General features: G+C 67.7%; 13 protein-coding genes. 9 read left to right on the forward strand and 4 right to left on the reverse strand.

Annotated features, from left to right (window positions below; genetic code table 11):
* Positions 1-95: 95 nt before the first annotated feature.
* The 3 genes from ACGF3I_RS25390 to ACGF3I_RS25400 form a co-directional block, all read right to left on the reverse strand.
* Entirely contained in the window at positions 96-2387 is a 2292-nt protein-coding gene (locus tag ACGF3I_RS25390; protein ID WP_393135733.1) for an integrase, read from the reverse strand.
* On the reverse strand, positions 2384-3112 hold the full coding sequence (locus ACGF3I_RS25395) for a hypothetical protein (protein ID WP_393135735.1): 729 nt from the start codon (positions 3110-3112) through the stop codon (positions 2384-2386). Before ACGF3I_RS25395 ends, ACGF3I_RS25390 begins: the two co-directional genes overlap by 4 nt.
* 176 nt (positions 3113-3288) lie before the next feature.
* Entirely contained in the window at positions 3289-4272 is a 984-nt protein-coding gene (locus ACGF3I_RS25400; protein ID WP_393135737.1) for a hypothetical protein, read from the reverse strand.
* Between the two features lie 311 nt (positions 4273-4583).
* On the opposite strand from ACGF3I_RS25400, the gene ACGF3I_RS25405 reads away from it, so the two are divergent.
* From ACGF3I_RS25405 to ACGF3I_RS25440, 8 genes are all read left to right on the forward strand, one after another.
* On the forward strand, positions 4584-5108 hold the full coding sequence (locus ACGF3I_RS25405; RefSeq protein ID WP_393135845.1) for a DEAD/DEAH box helicase family protein: 525 nt from the start codon (positions 4584-4586) through the stop codon (positions 5106-5108).
* 539 nt (positions 5109-5647) lie between these two features.
* Positions 5648-5971, forward strand: coding sequence for a hypothetical protein (locus ACGF3I_RS25410; protein ID WP_393135739.1), 324 nt, complete (start codon positions 5648-5650; stop codon positions 5969-5971).
* A gap of 517 nt (positions 5972-6488) precedes the next feature.
* The gene (locus tag ACGF3I_RS25415; protein WP_393135741.1) at positions 6489-10037 is read left to right on the forward strand and encodes a hypothetical protein; all 3549 of its coding nucleotides are present in this window, start codon (positions 6489-6491) and stop codon (positions 10035-10037) included.
* Between the two features lie 502 nt (positions 10038-10539).
* Positions 10540-11439: a radical SAM protein gene (locus ACGF3I_RS25420; RefSeq protein WP_393135743.1), complete on the forward strand. Its 900-nt coding sequence runs from the start codon at positions 10540-10542 to the stop codon at positions 11437-11439.
* Positions 11436-11846 carry a DUF6375 family protein gene (locus ACGF3I_RS25425; RefSeq protein WP_393135745.1) on the forward strand — a complete coding sequence of 137 codons (411 nt, stop codon included), beginning with the start codon at positions 11436-11438 and terminating at the stop codon, positions 11844-11846. The genes ACGF3I_RS25420 and ACGF3I_RS25425 overlap by 4 nt, the downstream gene beginning before the upstream one ends.
* A 15-nt stretch (positions 11847-11861) precedes the next feature.
* On the forward strand, positions 11862-15812 hold the full coding sequence (locus tag ACGF3I_RS25430) for a hypothetical protein (RefSeq protein ID WP_393135747.1): 3951 nt from the start codon (positions 11862-11864) through the stop codon (positions 15810-15812).
* Positions 15813-16181: 369 nt separating this feature from the next.
* Complete coding sequence (locus tag ACGF3I_RS25435; protein WP_393135749.1) at positions 16182-16541, forward strand: zinc-ribbon domain-containing protein; 360 nt, start codon at positions 16182-16184, stop codon at positions 16539-16541.
* Entirely contained in the window at positions 16538-17098 is a 561-nt protein-coding gene (locus ACGF3I_RS25440) for a zinc-ribbon domain-containing protein (RefSeq protein WP_393135751.1), read from the forward strand. Before ACGF3I_RS25435 ends, ACGF3I_RS25440 begins: the two co-directional genes overlap by 4 nt.
* A 475-nt stretch (positions 17099-17573) precedes the next feature.
* On the opposite strand, the gene ACGF3I_RS25445 is transcribed toward ACGF3I_RS25440, so the two are convergent.
* Positions 17574-17756 carry a hypothetical protein gene (locus ACGF3I_RS25445; RefSeq protein WP_393135753.1) on the reverse strand — a complete coding sequence of 61 codons (183 nt, stop codon included), beginning with the start codon at positions 17754-17756 and terminating at the stop codon, positions 17574-17576.
* 476 nt (positions 17757-18232) lie between these two features.
* Between ACGF3I_RS25445 and ACGF3I_RS25450 the strand changes: the two genes are divergently transcribed.
* Complete coding sequence (locus ACGF3I_RS25450; RefSeq protein ID WP_393135755.1) at positions 18233-19189, forward strand: 5'-nucleotidase; 957 nt, start codon at positions 18233-18235, stop codon at positions 19187-19189.
* Positions 19190-19348 lie beyond the last annotated feature (159 nt).

Here is a 19348-nt window from a genome sequence, read left to right on the forward strand (position 1 = left end):
GCGCCACCCCAGCAGGGTGGTCGGAGGGCCGACAGTGTCGGGGGCCGGCGGGGCTGGGGGAGCTGGTGGGGACTGCGGATCACGTACCGGGGCCTTCAACGGTCCTCTCCTTGCTGGCCGTTATAGCCGTTATCGCCGTCTGCGGGCGGGTTCAGTTCGGGCAGCGAGGCGAGGAAGGCATCGACGCTCTGTCCGCTGTCCTTTACGGGCTCGCCAGCGGTGAAGAGTTCGGCGGCGGGGCGATCGAGGCGGCGGAAGGGTCGCACCGCTTCCGGATCCAGCGGCGGCATACCGGCGGCATAGGGCTCTTTGGGTGCCGCCGGCCGGGAACGGGCAGAGGCAGCGGGTGCGTCGTCGGGCCCGGGCCCCTTAGCTGCTTTGGACAGCAGGCGGTGCGTGGCCCGGGCGATGGCGGCCTCGTCGTGGCGGTGTCCGCCGGCGGCGAGATGGACCTGCAGTCCTTGCTCCCAGCTCTCTTCGGTCCACCGGTCGTGCAGGATCCGCCGGTGGATGAAGGGCACCTCCACCCACGGATCGCTGTCTGGGGCGGCCCGGTGGTTGAACAGCCAGGCGGCCTCGGGCTGGTTGGGGGAGTAGTGCACCTCCCACCTTCCCTGGAAGGCCGCGAGCCCGGAGGAGCCGCGGAAGGGATCCAGTGCTCCCTTGTCCAGGTTGTAGGTGCGGTTGTTGATCTGGAAGCCCTTGCGGTTGATGCGTGTCCACACGGTCGGCAGCAGCTTGCGGTTCTCGCTCTCGGTCAGCGCCATGGCCCGGTAGCCGCGCAGCGAGATCAGCGCCGCATACATCTGGTTCGGGGTGAGTTTCAGTCCCGGGGTGAAGGGGCTGCGCAGCGCGCCGTGCGGGGTCTGCTGCCAGCGCAGCGCCACCCACTGCTCGAACAGGTCCTGCAACTGGGCGATCGTCCACAGCGGCTGCTTGCGGAGGTGTTTGCCGCGCAGGTCCAGACGGTGGTGGGTGTAGGAGGCCAGGTGCTGGCTGAAGCCGGTCTTGATCGCCAGCATGGCGCGCTCGACGATCGCCTTGTCGACGGGGGTGCGCAGCCGGGCCTCGCGCACCTCGATGCCCAGACAGTTGCAGGAGCGGGTGAAGTCCGCGGAGACGAACGGTGAGCCGTGGTCGACGACGAGCGTCTCGGGTTTGATGACCGGCCGGGCGGCCGCACCGGCGAACCGCTCATCGGCGGCCAGCAGTTCCTCGAAGGGCAGGTCCGAACCGTCCATGAAGGTTTCCGGGGACCACCCCGGCCGTACCGGCAGCGGTGCGGTGCTCTGCGCCACGACCTGCACCGTGTCGAAGCTACGAGTGGCCCGCCCGCCCAGCCACCGGCCCGCACCGGCACCACGGCGGAACCGCTTGGGCACGATCAGAGCACCGACGATGCTGCGGGTGGCCACATCGATCGCAATGGTCAGCTCCACCGAGATGATCTGTCCGTCGTCGCCGACGACCAGGACATCCAGTCCGGTGGTGTCGATCTGCACCAGTTCCCCGGGCCAGCACGCCGTGGTCGCCCGCCGGCTGCCGGGCCGCAGCGCCGAGAGCGGCGGGCCGGCAGCACGCCGGGCCGCCGCGGCATGCGCATTGTGTGCCGTGATCCCCAGACGCTGCAGCAGCCGGTAATACGTGGGCTGGCTGGGCAGCAGCGCAGCGACGGTGGCTGCATCGGCGTCGGCGAGCTCACGGGCGTAGCGGGCTCGAACCGTCTGCTGCACACGGCCGATCAGCCGCGACAAGGTGCCCGGCGACAGCCCCTGGTCGCGTTCGCCGTCCAGGATTTCCCACACCAGGTCGATTACCCGCTGGTCGACGCGTCCGTGCGCTGAGGCCGCGCGCTGGCCACGCCGGTCGATCAACCCCAGCAGTCCCTCCTTGCGCCAGGCTAGGCACTTGCGCTCGATGGTGGCGGGCGAGGTCGGCCAGCCGGCCTCGGTCAACTGGTCGGCCTTGGTGCGGTAGCGCTGCTTGAGAGTGTGGAGCTCCGGGTCGAAGGCGGGTTTGGGCCGGGTGGCCGCTGGCACGTTCGGGGCTTGCTGGTGCAGCACCTCCTTCACGATGCGCTCCCATCGGGTCACCTCGCGGCGCAGTGCGGCGGGCAGGGCTTTCAGCTCGTGCCCGCGGTGGGTGACCACCGTGCGGGGAGCTGCCCGGTTAAGGACCGCGAAGTCCTTCGCAGAGGTCAGGACCGGCTGGAGGATGATCAAAGGCTCGGCTGTGGTCTCCCCGGGGGTGGTGAGGAAGACCCGCGGACCGTGAAAAGCGGTCACCAGCCAGCGCCCTCCGCCGAAGGCGATGGCGTCGCCGAGGGCCAGGGTGTCGGCGCCGTCCCGTACCGCGCCGTCCGGTACCTCGTCGTGCGGCGCGGTCATCCCTCCTCCTGCAGCCACGCAGTCGATGACGGTGTCAGGGGCCTGGTCATGTCGGTATGCAGCTGCCGTTTCCAGATCAGGTGATAGGCCAGGTCCACGCCCGCAAACGTGGGCAGGCCCGCGGCCCGCACCCCGGAGCGGATGGTGCGCGCCACGGCGAAGCGGTGGGCCAGCGCCACGGCATCGTCCACGGCCAGCCGCTGCGGGCTGCGGGCGGCGTACAGCAGCATCAGATTGTCCAGCTCCACACCATCCGGCGGCCGCATGACGCGCACCCGCCAGTCGGCCACAGCGGTGGCCCGGGCCAGCAGTTCCTGCCCGGCGTGCCAACGGTCGGTGAGCTCCTCCGGAGCCACGCAGATGACCTCCCGCCGCCCTGCCCGCAAGGCGACGAAGTCCGGCCGCAGGCTCTGCGTGCAGCCGTCCTGTGTCCAGTGCAGCTCCATCGGCCCGGCGCTGCGCGCGGCCACCGCCGGATCCCGGTCCAGCAGCATGCCGCAGCGCTGCTGGCGCAGTGAACCGCACGCCAGCGACTGGCAGGTGGCCGAGGCCCAGGCCTTGGTGACGAAGGACTGCCGACCTGGATAGGGCACCGGCATCTGCAAGGGCGCCAGCTGTTCGAACGGCACCTGAGCGGCCTGCTCCACCGGCAGCTCACGCCGACGTCCGAACCGGTCGAGATAGCAGACGGTGATCGCCTGCTGGTCTAGGGGAGCGTCCGGCACGTAGATACTCCTCCGTCAGCTCGCTGCCCGGCAGACTCGCTCCATGATTGCCGACCCGGGCCCTCTCGTGGCCGCAGCCGCAGCCGGATCACCCGGACGAAGAGCATGGCGAACGCCGGTCCGAAACCTGCCCAGTTGAGGTCCTGCGGGCGGCGGCCCGCGCTGCCGCTCCGGCGTCACACGGGCACGGACGGGTCGTTCCAGTCCCAGGGCAGACAGCACCGCTCGGCCAGGGATTGCTGCTGCTCGTCGTCGGCGTGTATGAGCGCCGTCACCGGCCTGCCCGGCTCGCTCGTCTGCGCCACCGGCGGCATGCACCGGTGATGCTGGTGCAGCCACTGTGCCACTGGGATCCGCCACGTCCCGGGCGGCAGCTCGAGCACATCAGCCATCTGCGCCAGGTGCTCGAGCAGCTGCGCCTCGGCCACAGCCCATGGCCCGCCGGGGCGCATCGCGCGCTGCCGCTCGTAGTCCAGCAGAGCGCGGGCCACTTCGAGTGCCTCCGGGTGCATCCACAGCCACGCCGACTCCAGGCTGCTCTCCGGCTGCCCGGCGAGCTGTGCCCGCCGCGCCCAGCACTCCACGACCGTCTTGCGCCACCACCATCCGGTGATCGCGAACGCGTCCGCGATCAGGTATGCCCCAATGGGGCCGTGTCGGTGTTCGAACCGCTGTCGCTGCCGGTGCGCCCGCACCACCTGCGCCAGCGGGGCCAGATCCATACTGGAGCCGGACTGGCGAACATGGGTGAACTGGCCATGCCGGTCGCAGATCTTCCAGGACTCGGGCCAGACCAGCCAGATCGGCCCCCACCCGCCGCCGCGCAGCGCCACGCACCGGCTGCAGGCCGGGACCAGGTAGTGCTCCATCGGGTACCACGGCCATTCCCACCGGGCCTGCTGCCCGGGCAACAGGTGGGTCTCGCGCAGATGAGGCAGCGCCCATTGCAGCCGTGACAGTTCCACATTCAGCATCGCGGCGAGCCGCTCGGCAGCCCGAGAGCTCAAGAAGACCTCGGCCAGATGCGGCTGTACCGCCTGCTGTCCCGGCTCTCCGTCGCCCAACTCGTCCAGCAGGAAGGCGATATCCACTCCCTGGGCCGCCGCCACACGCCACAGCAGTGAGCAGTTCGACTCATGGCCGGCCAGCCGCACGGACACACGCGCCAGACTCCGGCCCCACGCCATACGACTCCCGCCCTGTCCGCCAGACATCGGCCTCGCACAGTCTTCACCCGTGCGCTGTACCTGCACAGTTACATAGCGCCTAGGAACAGAACGGGCCTGTTTCGTCTGGCAGTTCACCTGATCGTGTGGCGGTACCGCAGGCGGGCGGCGCGGGGGCGTTGTGCTGCGCATTCTTCCTGCAGACCCACTGACCTGCCAGAACTGCGGAGTTGGCCCGTGCAGCTTGATCTTCCCGGCGAACGCCTGTCCAGTGAGCTGTGGACCCGCCAGCGTGATGCCGCGGACTGTGTGCTCAACGCGTTCGCGAGGGACGCACACGACAGCAGGTGATCATGCCGTGCGGTACCGGAAAGACCCACCTCGCCGTCCACGTCGCCCACGAGATCACTACCAACAGCCGCAGCCTGACTCTGCTGCCCACCCTGGACCTGCTTAACCAGACCGCCCGCGTCTGGTACACCGCCGGCCGCCCGGGCCGCTACCTCGGGGTCTGCTCCGACCGGCAGACCAGCGAGCCCGTCCTCGACGGCATCCTCACCATGACAGGCGACCCGGCGCAGCTGGCCCATGCCGTGCGAGACGCCGACGGCCCGGTCAACGTCTTCGCCACCTACGCCGCACTGAAGAAGCTCCGTCTGGCCCACCACGATCATCAACTGCCCCGCTGGGACATCGCCATCGTCGATGAAGCCCACCGCACCGCCGGAGCGCGCAGCAAGGCCTGGGGCACTATCCACGACGACGACGCGATCCCCGCCCGCCACCGCCTCTACCTCACCGCCTGTGAAGTGCCGTTGCGGTGCCACTGAGGAGATGTCGTCACTGAGGCAGTGTCAGGTGTCGGAGATAGATCATCTGACCTGCGGTTGAGTGCGATGCCCTAGGTGGCGGCTGCTGGCATCAGTCGGTGGCGTCAAGTGACGATCTTGCTGGACAGATCGATGGCACTTCCTATGCCGCCGCAGGACTGAGCCCTAAGGTGAAGCGGACGAGGAGCCGCAGCTCTTGGACTGTCGCAGCGAAGGTTGGGTCTTCTCACCAATCGTCCCTGCGGTTCGGGGCACCTCTACACCGAGCAGTACTTCGGCGACGAACAGCAATCCGTCGCCGATGCGCCGCAGTGGGAACAGCAGGCGTTGCCGACGACGAGGCTGAACGTGCAATACAGGAACCCGTACCTGGACTCCATGATGGCGAAGGTACTGCTGGGCGACTACTTCGACACCGGGCGTCTGCCGCCCGCGGAGGTCGTCGCGGCGGTACGGCACCAGTCGTGGAGGGACCTGGAGTACAAGGGGGGTCGCTCGATGTCGTCGGTGACCGGCTATACGTCCTGTTCTTCCGTTCCATGTGCTCGAAGCTGTCGTACGTCAAGGTCGGCCGGACGAAGAGGGAGGACAAAGCGCAGGTCCGGAAGCGGATCAGGGCGCATGAGGGCGAGGCCAAGATCGCCCAGGCGGTCCTTTTCGACGCGTGGATCTCCCGTCCCTGCGCGTCGGCCGTCCTGTGGGAGAAGGGCGTCAAGGCGCATTTGAGTGCTGCGGCGGATGAGGACGTCATTCCAGTCGAGCAGGTGAAGGCGGAGTACTTCCGTGGCATCGCCTTCGACACTGCTGTCCGGGTGGCCCGGATGCAGGAAGACTGCAGCGGGGTTGTCTTCCTCGCGCCGTGATGTCCGGTCCGGGGCGTCGTCCTGTGCTGCGTGTCCGACGGTTGCGGAGCAGGGGGCTCTTGCGGTCGCTGCGCGCAGCGCGTGCACTGTAGTGACTGCCCGCCGCGTTTGCCGCCACTTGGCCGGACATCGCACGCGAACTGGAGCGCGGCTCGAGGAGGCCAAGCGCACCACACAGGGCACGATCGACCAGGCCATCGATCTGACGGCATCCCTCATTCTGCAGACGGGGAACGTGCAGGCGTCTACGACGACCTGGTCCGTTTGCTCGACCGGGCAGATCTGCCCGCGGCCAAGACCGGTTCCTGAACCGGCCCGGGACGGCGACCGCTTTGCCCTCAAACCGCGGGAGCACAGTCCATCACGCAAATTTCGGCAGCGCGCACGCCACGTGTGCTGCCCGCTGTAGTCTTCGGATGCCTCCCGACTGGGGCGGGGAAGCGGCGTCCCCGTGCTATCAACCGCACCGTGGCCAGCTGCTGCTCCAACTGTCATAGCCACGTGTCACGATGGGCGCGTGGAGCTTGATGACGAGGCCAGGTACGACGGCCGCCTCCCAGCGTGGCTCACCGACGCCCCCACGGGGGCAACAGTGCCGCCTCCGGTTGAGACGTCTCCGGAAGTTCTGCCGCTGGCCGAGGTGACCTGGCAAAACACGGAGCGGCTGTTCTTGCGGCTGGCAGAGCGCTCAGGCACCGCCGAGTACGCGCAGCAGTACGGAACTCCTGGCCAGAGGCAGGACGGCATCGACCTCTATGTACGCCTCGCCGCTTTCGACGCGCCCAGCAGCAGCCGCCGGTACCTGACCCTCCAGTCTCGCAGGGTCAAGGATCTGACACCCGCGAAAATACGGGCCGCGGTCGATGACTTCCTGGCCGGCACATGGGCCGCGCGCAGTGCGACCTTCATATACGCCACCACCCACTCCCTGAAACCGACCCAACTCGCCGAAGAGATCCTCAGGCAGGCCGACCGGCTGGATGAAGCAGGCATCACCTTCATCCCCTGGGGCCTGGAATCGGTCTCTGAATGCCTGAGAGACCTCCCCCATATCGTTGAGGAGTTCTTCGGCCCGTCATGGGCAACCCTCTTCTGCCGTCACCCGCCCACTGCCCGCCAGCAGATCTCAACCGCTCGACTGCCCGAGACCAGCAAGGCCACAGCTGACTGGAGCGCGCAGCTCCTGGGAGTGCACCCCGCAGCGCCGAGTCCGGGCCAGCGCCTTCCAGCCCCCGGATTCGTGCTGCCGGCCTACGTCCCTCGCCCCCACGACACAGAGATCCGGCGTCGGCTTCAAAGGATCGCTGACGGCAGCCAGTTCGAGTTCCTGGTCGTGCGCGGATCATCTTGCACAGGCAAGACGCGAACCGCCTACGAAGCCGTCCGCGCCGTTGTGCCCCACTGGCGGCTGATCCACCCCAAGACTGCCGAAGCCGTGGTCGCGCTTGTCGACGCACAGACCGTGTCCAGCCAGACGGTGCTGTGGCTCGATGATGCCCACCATCTGTTCAACGAGCCCGCCGGTGAAAGCGCCGCGGCTGCCCTGCGGCACCTCCTGGAACGGCCAGGTCCAGGACTGCTGATAGCCACCATGTGGCCCCAGCACTACGACGCCCTCGTCACCCCAGAACCGTCCGGAAACGATCTACACCCGCAGACACGCGAGCTGCTGCGCCCCTTTTCTGCGATCGACGTCCCCAACCGCTTCCACGGCCGTCCGTTGGAGGAGCTCAACGACCTTGCACAGCACGACTCCGCACTGCGCGCCGCTCTGGAAACAGTCTCCGAGCCAGGAGCCGTCGCCCAGACACTCGCCGCTGGCCCCGACCTCCTCGATCGCTGGGAGCACGCCCGCTGTCCCTACGGGCGAGCCGTCCTGACCGCAGCCATCGACGCCCGACGCCTGGGCATGCGAACCCCCCTGACGAAAGCCTTCCTCCACGACGCCGCCCCCGGATACCTCACGGACCATCAACGGGCCGCAGCGCCGGCAGACTGGTTCGAGCGCGCCACACAGTATTGTGAGCAGCCGATCAAAGGCGTCGCCAGCGCCCTGCAGCCCGTCGCGCTCCCCACCGGCATGGGAGCCACACCCGGCGTCTACACCCTGGCCGACTACCTGGAGCAGCACGCCGGCGAGAAACAAGCAGACCAGCCGCTTCCCACCACCTTCTGGGAGGCCGCCGAACATCACGTGACGGACGGCGCAGACCTAACCTGGCTCGCCCGCCACGCATGGAGCAGGGGCCTGCGCAAGCGCGCAGTCCTGACCTGCCACAAGGCACTCATCCTGCAGGCGCCCTTCGCCGCCGGATGGCTGGTGAACTTCATCCGCCAGCTCGAAGCCGAGGCACACGCCTACTCCTGGATCGCACGTAGAGCCCCGCTCACTGACTCCTATGCGGTCAGTTTCCTCCTGGACGAGCTGAAGGAAGCAGGCCATACCGATGCGATCGACATCATCTTGCGGCGCGAACCCGAGCTGCAAGCGGCCGCCGACAATCCCTACTACGTCGCATTGCTGATGAACAGCTTCAAGGCCCTCAACAGGCTCCAAGCCGTCTTCGAGCTGGCCGAGCGAGCAGCCCGGTCCGTACCGCTCGAGCATGTCGGCGCCGTCGCCTACCTGCTAGAAACTCTTCTGGAAGCCGACGCACACCAGGCCGTGCAGACTCTGCTGCGCCGTGACCCGGCTTCCAGCGTCCGCCTAAAAGAGCACTACGACATCTACGGCGCGCCGGACGATGACACCTACGACGCGATCATCCTCCTGGAGCTGCTCGGCGAGGCAGGCGCACATCAGGCAGCGGACGCTCTCGCCGGACGCATCGCAAAGCTTGCTCCCGCGAACAATCCCTGGGACGTCGGTCGCCTACTGACGGCACTGGACCAAGTGAAGGCAGATAGGCACATTGACACAGTGATCAAGCGAGCCGTCAGAGAGGTCACCGTCACCGACGGGGTCGCAGTTGCCAACTTCCTGACAGCGATGCTGAACGAAGGCACCATGGCGGGTGTTGACGCATTCGATGCCCTTCTGGACCAAGACCCGGTGCATCACGTGAGGCTCGACGACGCACGTACCGCGGCCCGCCTGATCAATACGATCTCGATCGCGGAATGGCACGAGGAAGCGCTTGAGGCCCTCCTTGGACGCGACCCCGCCTCCAGCATCGAGCTGACAGAGGCTATGGGCGTTGCCATGCTGCTCGAAAGCCTGCACGCAGTCGGCGACAGAGAATCAGCGAGCCGGCTCATCTCCCGCTCGCCAGCTGCCCACGTCGAGCTGACAGACGCGGACGCAGCCGGTGTGGCCCGGCTGTACCGGGTCTTCCTCGCCCTTGACGCTGTGGATGAGACTGAGACTCTGCTGACACGAGCTCCTGTGGACACGGTCTGCGCCGACAGCTTGAGGAAAACCGTGGATCTCATCAACCTTTACGACTCCCTGGGCAGAAGCGAGGAGGGCAGCCGGCTCGTGCAGCGGGTCGCCTCACGGATGACTGACTGGGAACCGCTGCTCGACGTCTACCTGGAGGACCTCGCATGTGATCAGATGCGGAAGGAATTCCTCAGGACCCTCGCCGTCCATGTCGAACTGCACAGCCCGCAGACGGTCACCGGGCTGCTGCGGCTGATCCATAAGCAGGACGCCACTGGCGCACTCACGTTGCTTCTCGCCCGGAAGCCGTCCGAATGCGTCACGGTGCACCAAGCCTCCGCTGCTGAGGAGCTCATCGACGCGTTGGCCGAGGCCGCCGGCCCGGCCGAAGCTGCCCGCCTCGTCGCGACGGGCATGACAGACAACGTCTCCTTCTACGGACACCACGATGTGAGCGGCATGTCCAGAGCACTACTCAGGCTTGGAGCTGACGAGGAGAACGCACGTCTTGCTCGAAGAGCCCTGCATGCGGGCTCTTTCAACACGTACGTGCAATGCATGGACCGGAACGCCTCCGACTACCGATACGGCATTGAAGCGGACGAGCAGCCCTCCCCTCCCTGGTCCCTGCGGCCCTCGCTCTGGGACGAACTGTTCCCGAAGGACGCACAACAAGCAGGCTGACCGGGCGATGTACCAAGCCGAACTGCGCTGCTTCGGCCCTCTCTGACCCGGTTGCCCACCTCGCTTCCGCCCGATCCGGGAGAGCGGAACCGCCTCATCAGGATCCGGAACCACCTCATCGACCGCATCGCCGAGGCCGAACGCGAAGACTGGCTCGGTGACTGTCAAGAGACTCAAGATCGGCCATCGTCAGGCAGCGCGCGCCTCGTCCATGACGTGCAGGAGCCGCCTCAGCAGAGCCACGCCACAGCGCAGGTGCAGAGAGCGGTCTTCCGGATCCGCAAGCAGTACTACCGGCTGAGCACGTCGGCCAGGGCCGATGCAACCGAGGCGGGTGCTGCCCCTAGCCTGTCAGAGTGTGGGCCATAACCGACGGTCTTTGCACCATACGTTGCCCCGAGGATGCAGTGACTGGTGAGGAAGTGGGTGACTTGGGCCGGTGTGGTCAGTCATACTTTGAGGCGAAACATGGAGGGGATGTGCGAGTGATGCAGGGCTGCCGGTGAAATGTCGTGTCGGCCCTCACGGGGTACATCTCTTTGATCGTCGCACCGGCCTGAACGTCCTCTTCGACGAGGTCGACGCCCCTCAGACGCAGTGGGCGCGTGCGCCCCGCCAGGTATCGATCGCCCTGACCAACGCGTGCGACCTTGCCTGCCCGTTCTGCTACGCCCCCAAGACCGCTGCGGTGCTCGACGTCGCACGGCTGTGCGCATGGATCGATGAGCTGGACGCGGAGGGCTGCCTCGGCATCGGGTTCGGCGGCGGAGAACCCACCCTCTACCGCCGCCTTCCGCAGGTGTGCCGTCACGCTGCTGAGCGCACGGGCCTGGCGGTGACGATGACGACGCACGTACACCGCTTCACCCCCCAGTTGATCGACGCGCTGACCGGAGCGGTCAACTTCATCCGCGTCAGCGTAGACGGAGTCGATGCCACCTACGAGAAGCTGCGCGGCCGCCCTTTCGCCGAGCTTGTTCAGCGGCTCACTCGGATCGGGCAGGCGTTCCGGTTCGGGCTCAACTGCGTCGTCAACGCTGACACATTGCCGGATCTCGACGCGGTCGCCGACCTGGCGGCCTCGACCGGGGCCGCGGAACTCCTGCTGCTGCCCGAGCGCCCGGCACGCGGCCGCCCGGGCACCAGCCCGCACGCGGTGGCCGCCCTGCACCAGTGGATCACCAACTACCGTGGGCCTGTGGCCCTCACCATCGGCGAGGGCGACAGCGGTGCACTGCCGACTGCCCAGCCGCTGCCGGGCGAGACGGGACTGCGCGCCTACGCCCACATCGACGCCGCCGGAACCCTGCGGCGCACCTCCTACCACTCGGCCGGCGAACCGGTCGACGACCGCGGTGTACTCGCTGCGCTCGACCGCCTGCAGCAGAAGGGTGTCGCATGAAGGTCTGGTACGGGTACGGCACCGAGCACTCCATGAACCTTGTCATGATCGGCCGGTTCAAGGACGCCAGTGCCGCTGAACGAGCCCACACCGTCATCAAAGAGTTCACGAAGGCTCTGCAAGCGGAGGAGGAAGCCGGCCGCCTGATCGTCGGCGAGCCGGACGACCGCTTCAGTGACGAGGTCTTGAAACTGCTGAGCAACCTCAACCTCCACAGCATCGGGCCGCGTGAGCTCGAGCAGTTCTTGTACGACCTCACCATGCGACGCGAGGGCGACTCCATCGTGGTGACCACCGATGAGACCGATGTCCAGGCGCTGCTGAAGGTCCTCCTCGACAAGGGGGCCCGCATCGAGGTGTATTCCGCGCACGACTACCCCGGCACTGGCCAAGGCCGGGGCGAATAGGGGGCGAACGATCCGATGACCGGGCTGGACTGGGAGAAGTTCACCGCGCTGCCGGGAAGCCGCCGGGACAACTTCGAGCTGCTGTGCCGGGGTGCCGTCACCCACGCATACGCTCGTTACGGTCGCTTCATCGCCCTGGCCCAGCAGCCGGGGGTCGAGTTCCACCTCGACATCGACCAGCCCGCCTGCCCGCTCGGTGAGCCCGGTCGCTGCTTCGGGTGGCAGACCAAGTGGTGGGACATCCCCGCGGGCCGCGCCATCGGCGCCGGCCGCCGAGCCGATGTCGAGGACTCCCTCGAGAAGACCGAGAAGCATTTCCCGGGCATCACCGACTTCGTGCTGTGGACCCGGCACCCCCTCACTGCCGGCGACCAGACGTGGTTCCGCGGTCTGCCCACCCGGATGCATCTGCACCTGGCCACGGAGGTCGAACTCGACCATCTCTTCGTCGGCGACGCCGTCTTGCTGCGCGAGTCTTACTTCGGTTCCCTCGTCCTGACCCCGCAGCGTCTGGCCGAACAGCATGAACGGGCCGCCGCCGAGGCGGGCGAACGCTGGATTCCTGAAGTGCATCAGGCATCGGCTGCCGAGCACCGGGTTCGGCGGATGCTCGCCGAACCCGACGCGTGGGACGACCTGAGCGACACGCATCACAACGTCACCCGCTTCGAAGCGGCCCTGGACGACGCGGCCACCACCTTGCCGGCCCCGCTGGCCGAGGAGACCGCGACGATCGTCGCCACCGGACGAGACATCTCCGAACTCCTGCACGAGGCACACCAGCAGATCCGCAACAGCTGCCCCTCCCCGCTGCTCGGCGCCACAGACCGCACCGTGCCCCCGGCCCCCCTGGCGCAGCCCGCCGTGCTCCGGCGGCTACGGGCCCTGGGGCACGCTGCCGCGTTGCCGCTGACCAACCTGATCGCCCACATCCGCGACGCCGCCGCTCTCGCTCACCACGTCACCGATCACCTGTCGACCCGACTCGCGGTCGTCACCGGCGACGCCGGATTCGGCAAAACGCAACTGTCCGCGACGCTCACCGCGCCGACAGCGGCACGCCCCGCCGGTGTCCTGCTCTACGGCAGGCGCCTGAGCGCCCGCCAGACCCTCGACGACCTCGCCGGTCAGATCACCGCGGCGGGTAAGCCCCTGGCCTCCTTCGAGGAACTCCTCGCCGCCGTCGATGCGGCCGCACAACGCGCCGGATGCCGGCTGCCCATCGTCATCGACGGCCTGAACGAGGCTGAAACCCCCACCATGTGGCCGCCGTTGCTGCGTAGCCTGCAGGTGACCCTCAAGCGGTACCCGTCCGTGCTCGTGGTGTGCACGGTCCGCGAGGCCTTCCTCGACGACACCATCCCCGCCGGCGTGAACGACATCCTCGAGCTCGACGGATTCGACGAGGACCTCGACAAAGCCATCGCCCGCTACTTCACCCACTACAAAATCGAACCCGGCGGTGCAGACCTGCCGCGCGAACTCCTCAGCCATCCGTTGACACTGAAGATCTACTGCACCGCAGCCAACCGGGACCGCAGACAACCCGTCAGTGCGGCGGGCCTGCCCAGCTCCCTCACCGGAATCTTCAGCGACTTCCTCACCTCCGCCGCTCGCCGCGTCTACGAACTCATTCCGTCCATCCACCCCAACGACGTCAACCAAGCCCTCGACGCGCTGGGAAACGCCCTGTGGGAGAACCAAGCCCGCGACCTTCCCGACACCCAGGCGAAGCAGCTCTGCCAGGACCCCTATCGCCGCTGGCAGGAGAGCCTTCTCGCAGCCCTCGAACACGAAGGCGTCCTCCTGCGCCACCCCGACGACGCGGGCGGCACGGCCTGGTCGTTCGTCTACGACCTGATGGCCGGACACGTCATCGCCGCCAGTCTGGTGCATACCCACGGCAGGGGCATCGACCAACTGCTGAGAGAAGACACCACCACGGCGCGCTTCAACGGCAAACCGAACGAACGCCATCCGCTCGCCACCGACATCTTCCAGGCCCTGGCAGGTGTCCTGCCCCGCGCCGGCGCCGCGCAACTGTGGCAGTCCGTCGCCGCACCCCTCCGCCTGCGTGCCCTCCTGCACGCCGCCCGGCTTGAAGCAGACCACCTCGACTCCGCCACCGTGGACGCCCTCGCCACCCACTGCGACGATCTCCGCGGAAGAAACGACATCCTTCAGCGGCTCTACAGCACCCGCGCAGCCCCCGGGCACCCCCTCAACGCGCATTTCCTCAACCGGATCCTGCGTGACCGCGCCGTCGCCGACCGCGACCTGCGCTGGAGCGAGTGGCAGCGCGCCCACAGCCGCCCCCTCCTCGCCGACACGACCGCCCTGGCCACACGCTGGCGCGACCATCCGCACCGCGCGGAAACCGACCGACTGCGGGCCCGGTGGTTGATGTGGACGCTGACCAGCACCGACCGCGACCTCCGCGACGCCGCCACGGCCGCCCTGTACTGGTACGGCCGACACGACATCAGCGGACTGTTCACCCTCACCCTGGAAGCGATCACCGTCAACGACGCCTACGTCGGCGAACGCATGGTCGCCGCCTGCTACGGCGTCGCGACGGCCCACCCTCTCCATGACCCGGACCTGGAAGCCGCCCTGCCTGACTACCTTGCAGGACTGCTGAACGCCTACACCGGGCCCCGGGCCACCCACCCCATCTTCCACGCCCTGACCCGGTACTACGTCTCCTCAACGTTCGACCTCGCCCACCGCTGGTATCCCGCCACGGTGCCCGCCGCAGCCGAACTACCCCTGACCTTCACCGCAGCACCGGCAATCACCCCGCTGCCCGAGGGCGACCCACGCCGGGACGACGTCAGCCCGACCCTGGGCATGGACTTCGGCAACTACACCCTCGGACGCCTGTTCCCGGACCGCAACAACTACGACGACTCCCACCCCGGCCACCGGGAAGCCACCGCTGTCGTCCTCGGCGTAGTGCACGCACTGGGCTGGCGCCCCGGCCTGTTCGACGAGGTCGAAAACCGCATCACCTCAGCAGCCTCTCGCCAGCGCCACACCCCCGGCGGCCGGATCGACCGCTACGGCAAGAAGTACGGCTGGATCGGCTACCACACCATGGCGGGCATGCTCGCCGACCGCGGCCAGCCACCCGAGGACCTCGAAGTAGACATCGACCCGGCCTTCCCCCAGCCCCCGCAACCGGTCCCGGTCCCGCTCGGCACCTGGACGCCGCGGACACCAACCGACGACCTCGAATGGCTGCGCCACGGAATCGCCGACGTGCCAGACGACTTCCTTACGCCGGCCCGGCTCGATGAGGACGAAGGCCCATGGCTGCTCGTGCACGCAGAGATCGACACCAAGGATGTGACCACCGGGCGCAACGCCTTCGGCCTGTTCAACACCGTCCTCGTCAGTCAGGAGAACCTGACCGACCTCCTAGAGGTGTTCGATGCCTCGCCCCACCCGGGCCGAGACATGATCGACCTGCCCGCCCAGTACTACGTCTTCGCCGGTGAGATCCCATGGCACACCCGGTTCGCTGCACCTGAACCGGGACTGACCACCGAGGACCTGTACAGCGGCACACCGCGCTACGACCGGCCCGACCTCCCCTTCGAGCGGCTGGCCCACCACTTCACCTGGGAGTCCCACCACAGCAGCCAGAACCAGGCGACCGCCTACGTCCCCAGCCGGCTGTTCTCACAGGCTTTCGACCTGCGTGCTCTCCCGGCGGGCTTCGACCAGTGCGAACCCTCCGGCGCACTCGCCGCGCGGTCTTTCGCGGCCCCTTCCGGCTTCTCGGGCGGGCTGTTGTATCTACGTGCCGACCTCCTTCGACGCTATGCGGCCAGCCGTGCGATCGTCACCCTCTGCTGGGGGGAGCGGCAGATCAAAACCGCCTGGCCCGAAAGACCATCCGGTGCCTTGCGGGATCTTTACCGGGCCTATCAGAACGTCTGGCGCCAGACGAAACAGCACTGAAAGCGCCGTCCTTAGGTGCGCGTGCACATCCAGGCGAGGTATGGCGGAGCTCTTGCTCGCGGCGTATCGCGCACAGCGACGGCGCTACCAGCGACTGCAGGTGCTGCCACCGCCTGGCCCAGCGTCTGTGGGGCAGTTCTAGAAACCGGGGCGTCTCCTGAAGGCACGACCGTGCACAGCGCCCCAGAACCGACGTCTGCACCATGCGTCAGCCGGCGATTCCGTGCCGCGCACGTGCTTTCGGCGGACGCGGCTGCCGCCTTCCCACCGCACCGAGCCCTTCCATTGGTTCAGTTGCGTTCCCGCGGGCGGGCGGCCGCAAAGAACGGTGAAAGCAACTGTCAGTGTCGGGAGTTAGCCTGCCTTGCTATGACATCTGCACGCCGAGCAGCCACCGCCCATCACGAGGGGGGGCAGGCACGAGGTACCAGCCTCAGGCTGGCGGCCCCACAGGTAGCCAGCGAGTGGCATCCCAGCCGTAACGGTGACACCACTCCGGATTCGGTCGCAGCAGGGTCAAGCCGAAAAGCATGGTGGCTCGGAGCGTGCGGTCACGAGTGGCAGGCCGTGATCCACAGCAGGAGCCGCGGATGCGGGTGCCCCTATTGCGGGAACCGTAAAGTGGGATACGGCAACGACCTGGCGGCCCAGTGTCCCGACCCAGCGACACCAGGGCACCGAGAGCCGCGAAGCCCTTCCAAGTGGCAGTCGCAGTGCTGCAGAAAATGATCGACGAGGACTACCTCCCCGCGGCCGCTGCGCACCAGGCGGCCGCAGCATACATCGCCGGCGGCCGACTCGTCGCCCAGGAAGAAGCAGACCGCGCCGTGAACGCGCTGCGCGCTCGGGACCACGGAGACAGATCCCTCGCAGCACGGTTCCCCCACATCGCCGAGCAATGGCATCCGCACCGAAACGGCGAGCTCACTCCGACGCAGGTCACCGCCGGCTCCGGCAAAGAGGTGTGGTGGCTGTGCGCAGCCGGTCACGCATGGCGCGCCGGCATCGACCAACGTGTCGGCAGGGGAACCGGATGCGGCTTCTGCTCCGGCCGCTACGCCACCGAGGCCACCTCCCTTGCAGCACAGAGACCGGACCTGGCCGGGCAATGGCATCCGACCCTCAACGGGACTCTCCTGCCAACTGACGTGACGCCGCATAGCGGGAGCGTGGTGTGGTGGCTGTGCCCGCTGGGACATGCTGCCGAAGATTCCGTGGCCAAACGGAGCAAAGGGATGGTCTGCCAGCACTGCCCTCGGTCACGCAGAGGCCGGAATGCCTGCTGAAGGCACGATCGTGTAGCCCTGCACTGTGGTTGTGGACGCGGTCGCTTGGTTTGACGCGGCAGATGGCTAGGAATGTTGCCCTGCTTCTCGGTTACGGACAGTGTGCGGTGGTTGATGGCGGTGTAAAGGGTCGTGTGAGGGATGGGCGTCAACCCTGCCGTAGGGCGGGTCAAAGGGCTGAGGGAGCGGGTGCCAGGCTCCCTGTAGGCGTTGGCGAGCACGGCGTCGAGTGCACTGGTATCGGGCGTCGTGGCGAGCGTGGTGGAAAGCGTGGCCCGCGCAGAAGAGCGTCGAGGACTGCGGGGGAGGGGAGCTGGGGTGCCGGCCCCAATACACCGAAGGCGGCCCGAACACCTCACATAGTTCCATCCGAGGGTGCTCGCCCTCGGTGGTCGGGACGCGGACGTCAAGGTCTAGCCGGCCGTTCAGTACGCGCAACTGCTCGGTGTAGGCGCGAATAGGAGCGTGCTCCTCCTCAGGAGACCGTCACGAAGGTGCGGTCGTCGATGACAGTCGCACCCTTTGCCGTGGCGTTGTGGGAAGCAGTGTCGCCCGCGGTCACGGCGCCACCACCACAGGCCGCCACCTGTTCCGGGCGCCGGGCTGCCGTCGTCACCTCCTCCTCAGCTGCCGCCTCATCCGGCGCCTTGGCGCTCATCGCTCCTCGACCTCGCTGCTGGCGCCCGTAGCGTTTCCGATCGCGTCTCCTGCGGCCGCCGCGCGGCCCTGAAGTACTCACCTGGCGCTGACCGGCTGCATGGATGCCTGGACTGGCGCGGGAGCCGCTCGACGGGTCAGCCCCCTGGCAGCTCAGCCCACCCGAAACTGCCACTCGTCCTAGAAGGAGCTCCACCGTGCGCTGTGCTGCGGGAACGGATCGCACGTCCAGGCGCGGCCGTCCCGGTGCCCGGGTGCGCCGGGCTCCGTGTGAGAGGAAGAGCCCGCAAGTTTGCGTCAACACCCTACCCAGAGGCTCGCCCCCGGCCAGCGGCCGGCAACGGAACGTGAGACACCATTTGAAACAACCCCTCCTCCCCGGTGCGAACGGATGTGCGCAGCCGTTGCCATTCCCGCCAGCCGTGGCTCGCTACCATGATTGAGACGGGTGTGCGAATTTATGCTAGGGAGAGCGCCGTGGCCTACGAACTTGAAAAACGCCTGGTCGTCGGAATCGCCTCCAGCGCGCTGTTCGACCTGGCGGAGGCGGATGCCGTCTTCCGTGAGCAGGGAGAGGAGGCCTACCGGGCCTACCAGGAGCAGCACCTGGACGACACGCTGGGCAGCGGGGCCGCGTTCCCCTTCATCCGCAGACTGCTGTCCCTAAACGACCTCTCGCCCGACGATCCTCTGGTCGAGGTCATCGTCCTGTCCCGCAACGACCCCGACACCGGACTGCGGGTCATGCGATCGATTCAGTCCCATGGCCTGCCGATCAGCCGGGCCATCTTCATGCAAGGGCGCTCGCCTTACCGCTTCATGCCGTCCCTGAACATGTCCCTGTTCCTGTCCGCGAATGAGTCCGACGTCCGCGAGGCCGTCGCCCTCGGGCTGCCCGCCGGCCGCGTCCTCGGCCCTGTAGCGGCCGACGAGAGCGATGACCAGGACCTGCGGATCGCCTTCGACTTCGACGGGATCCTCGCCGATGACGCCTCGGAACAGATCTACCAGACCGACGGCATCGAGGGGTTCCGCTCCCACGAGACGACGAACGCCGCCACCCCGCACGACCCGGGGCCACTGCGGGACTTCCTCGCCAACATCAACCGGCTCCAGCAGCGCGAAGAAGAACAGCGGGCCAAGGACCCGGACTACAAGATCCGCGTCCACGTCTCCCTCGTCACCGCCCGCAACGCCCCCGCTCACGAACGCGCGGTGCGCAGCCTGAAGGGCTGGGGAGTAACCGTCAACGACGCCTTCTTCCTCGGCAACATAGACAAGAGCACGATCATGGGCGTGCTCAAGCCCCACATCTTCTTCGATGACCAGGTCCGTCATCTGGCCGGTACCGCCCGCAGTACGCCCAGCGTGCACGTCCCCTTCGGGAAGATGAACGAGCCGGAGCGCCCGGCGCCTGATGAAGCGCCCCAGTGAGGCCTTGCGCCGGGCAGAGCCGTGGCAGACTCACGCCGGTGCGGCCCTGCCCGCCTTTCCTGCGGCGGCGTAACGTCCGTTGCATCAGGGGCGGTTGGCTGCGCCGGATCCTGCTGCCCCGGCAGATGGCTGCCGCTGGCTCTACAGGCTGCAGTACAC

The sequence above is a fragment of the Streptomyces sp. NPDC048111 genome, from assembly GCF_043202815.1.
Taxonomy (GTDB): domain Bacteria; phylum Actinomycetota; class Actinomycetes; order Streptomycetales; family Streptomycetaceae; genus Streptomyces.

Bases quoted from the DNA above. Each gene is read 5' to 3' on its own strand.
- ACGF3I_RS25390 (WP_393135733.1), bottom strand. From the start codon at position 2,387: ATGACCGCGCCGCACGACGAGGTACCGGACGGCGCGGTACGGGACGGC.
- ACGF3I_RS25410 (WP_393135739.1), top strand. From the start codon at position 5,648: ATGTGCTCGAAGCTGTCGTACGTCAAGGTCGGCCGGACGAAGAGGGAG.
- ACGF3I_RS25425 (WP_393135745.1), top strand. From the start codon at position 11,436: ATGAAGGTCTGGTACGGGTACGGCACCGAGCACTCCATGAACCTTGTC.
- ACGF3I_RS25430 (WP_393135747.1), top strand. From the start codon at position 11,862: ATGACCGGGCTGGACTGGGAGAAGTTCACCGCGCTGCCGGGAAGCCGC.
- ACGF3I_RS25435 (WP_393135749.1), top strand. From the start codon at position 16,182: ATGACATCTGCACGCCGAGCAGCCACCGCCCATCACGAGGGGGGGCAG.
- ACGF3I_RS25440 (WP_393135751.1), top strand. From the start codon at position 16,538: ATGATCGACGAGGACTACCTCCCCGCGGCCGCTGCGCACCAGGCGGCC.
- ACGF3I_RS25445 (WP_393135753.1), bottom strand. From the start codon at position 17,756: ATGAGCGCCAAGGCGCCGGATGAGGCGGCAGCTGAGGAGGAGGTGACG.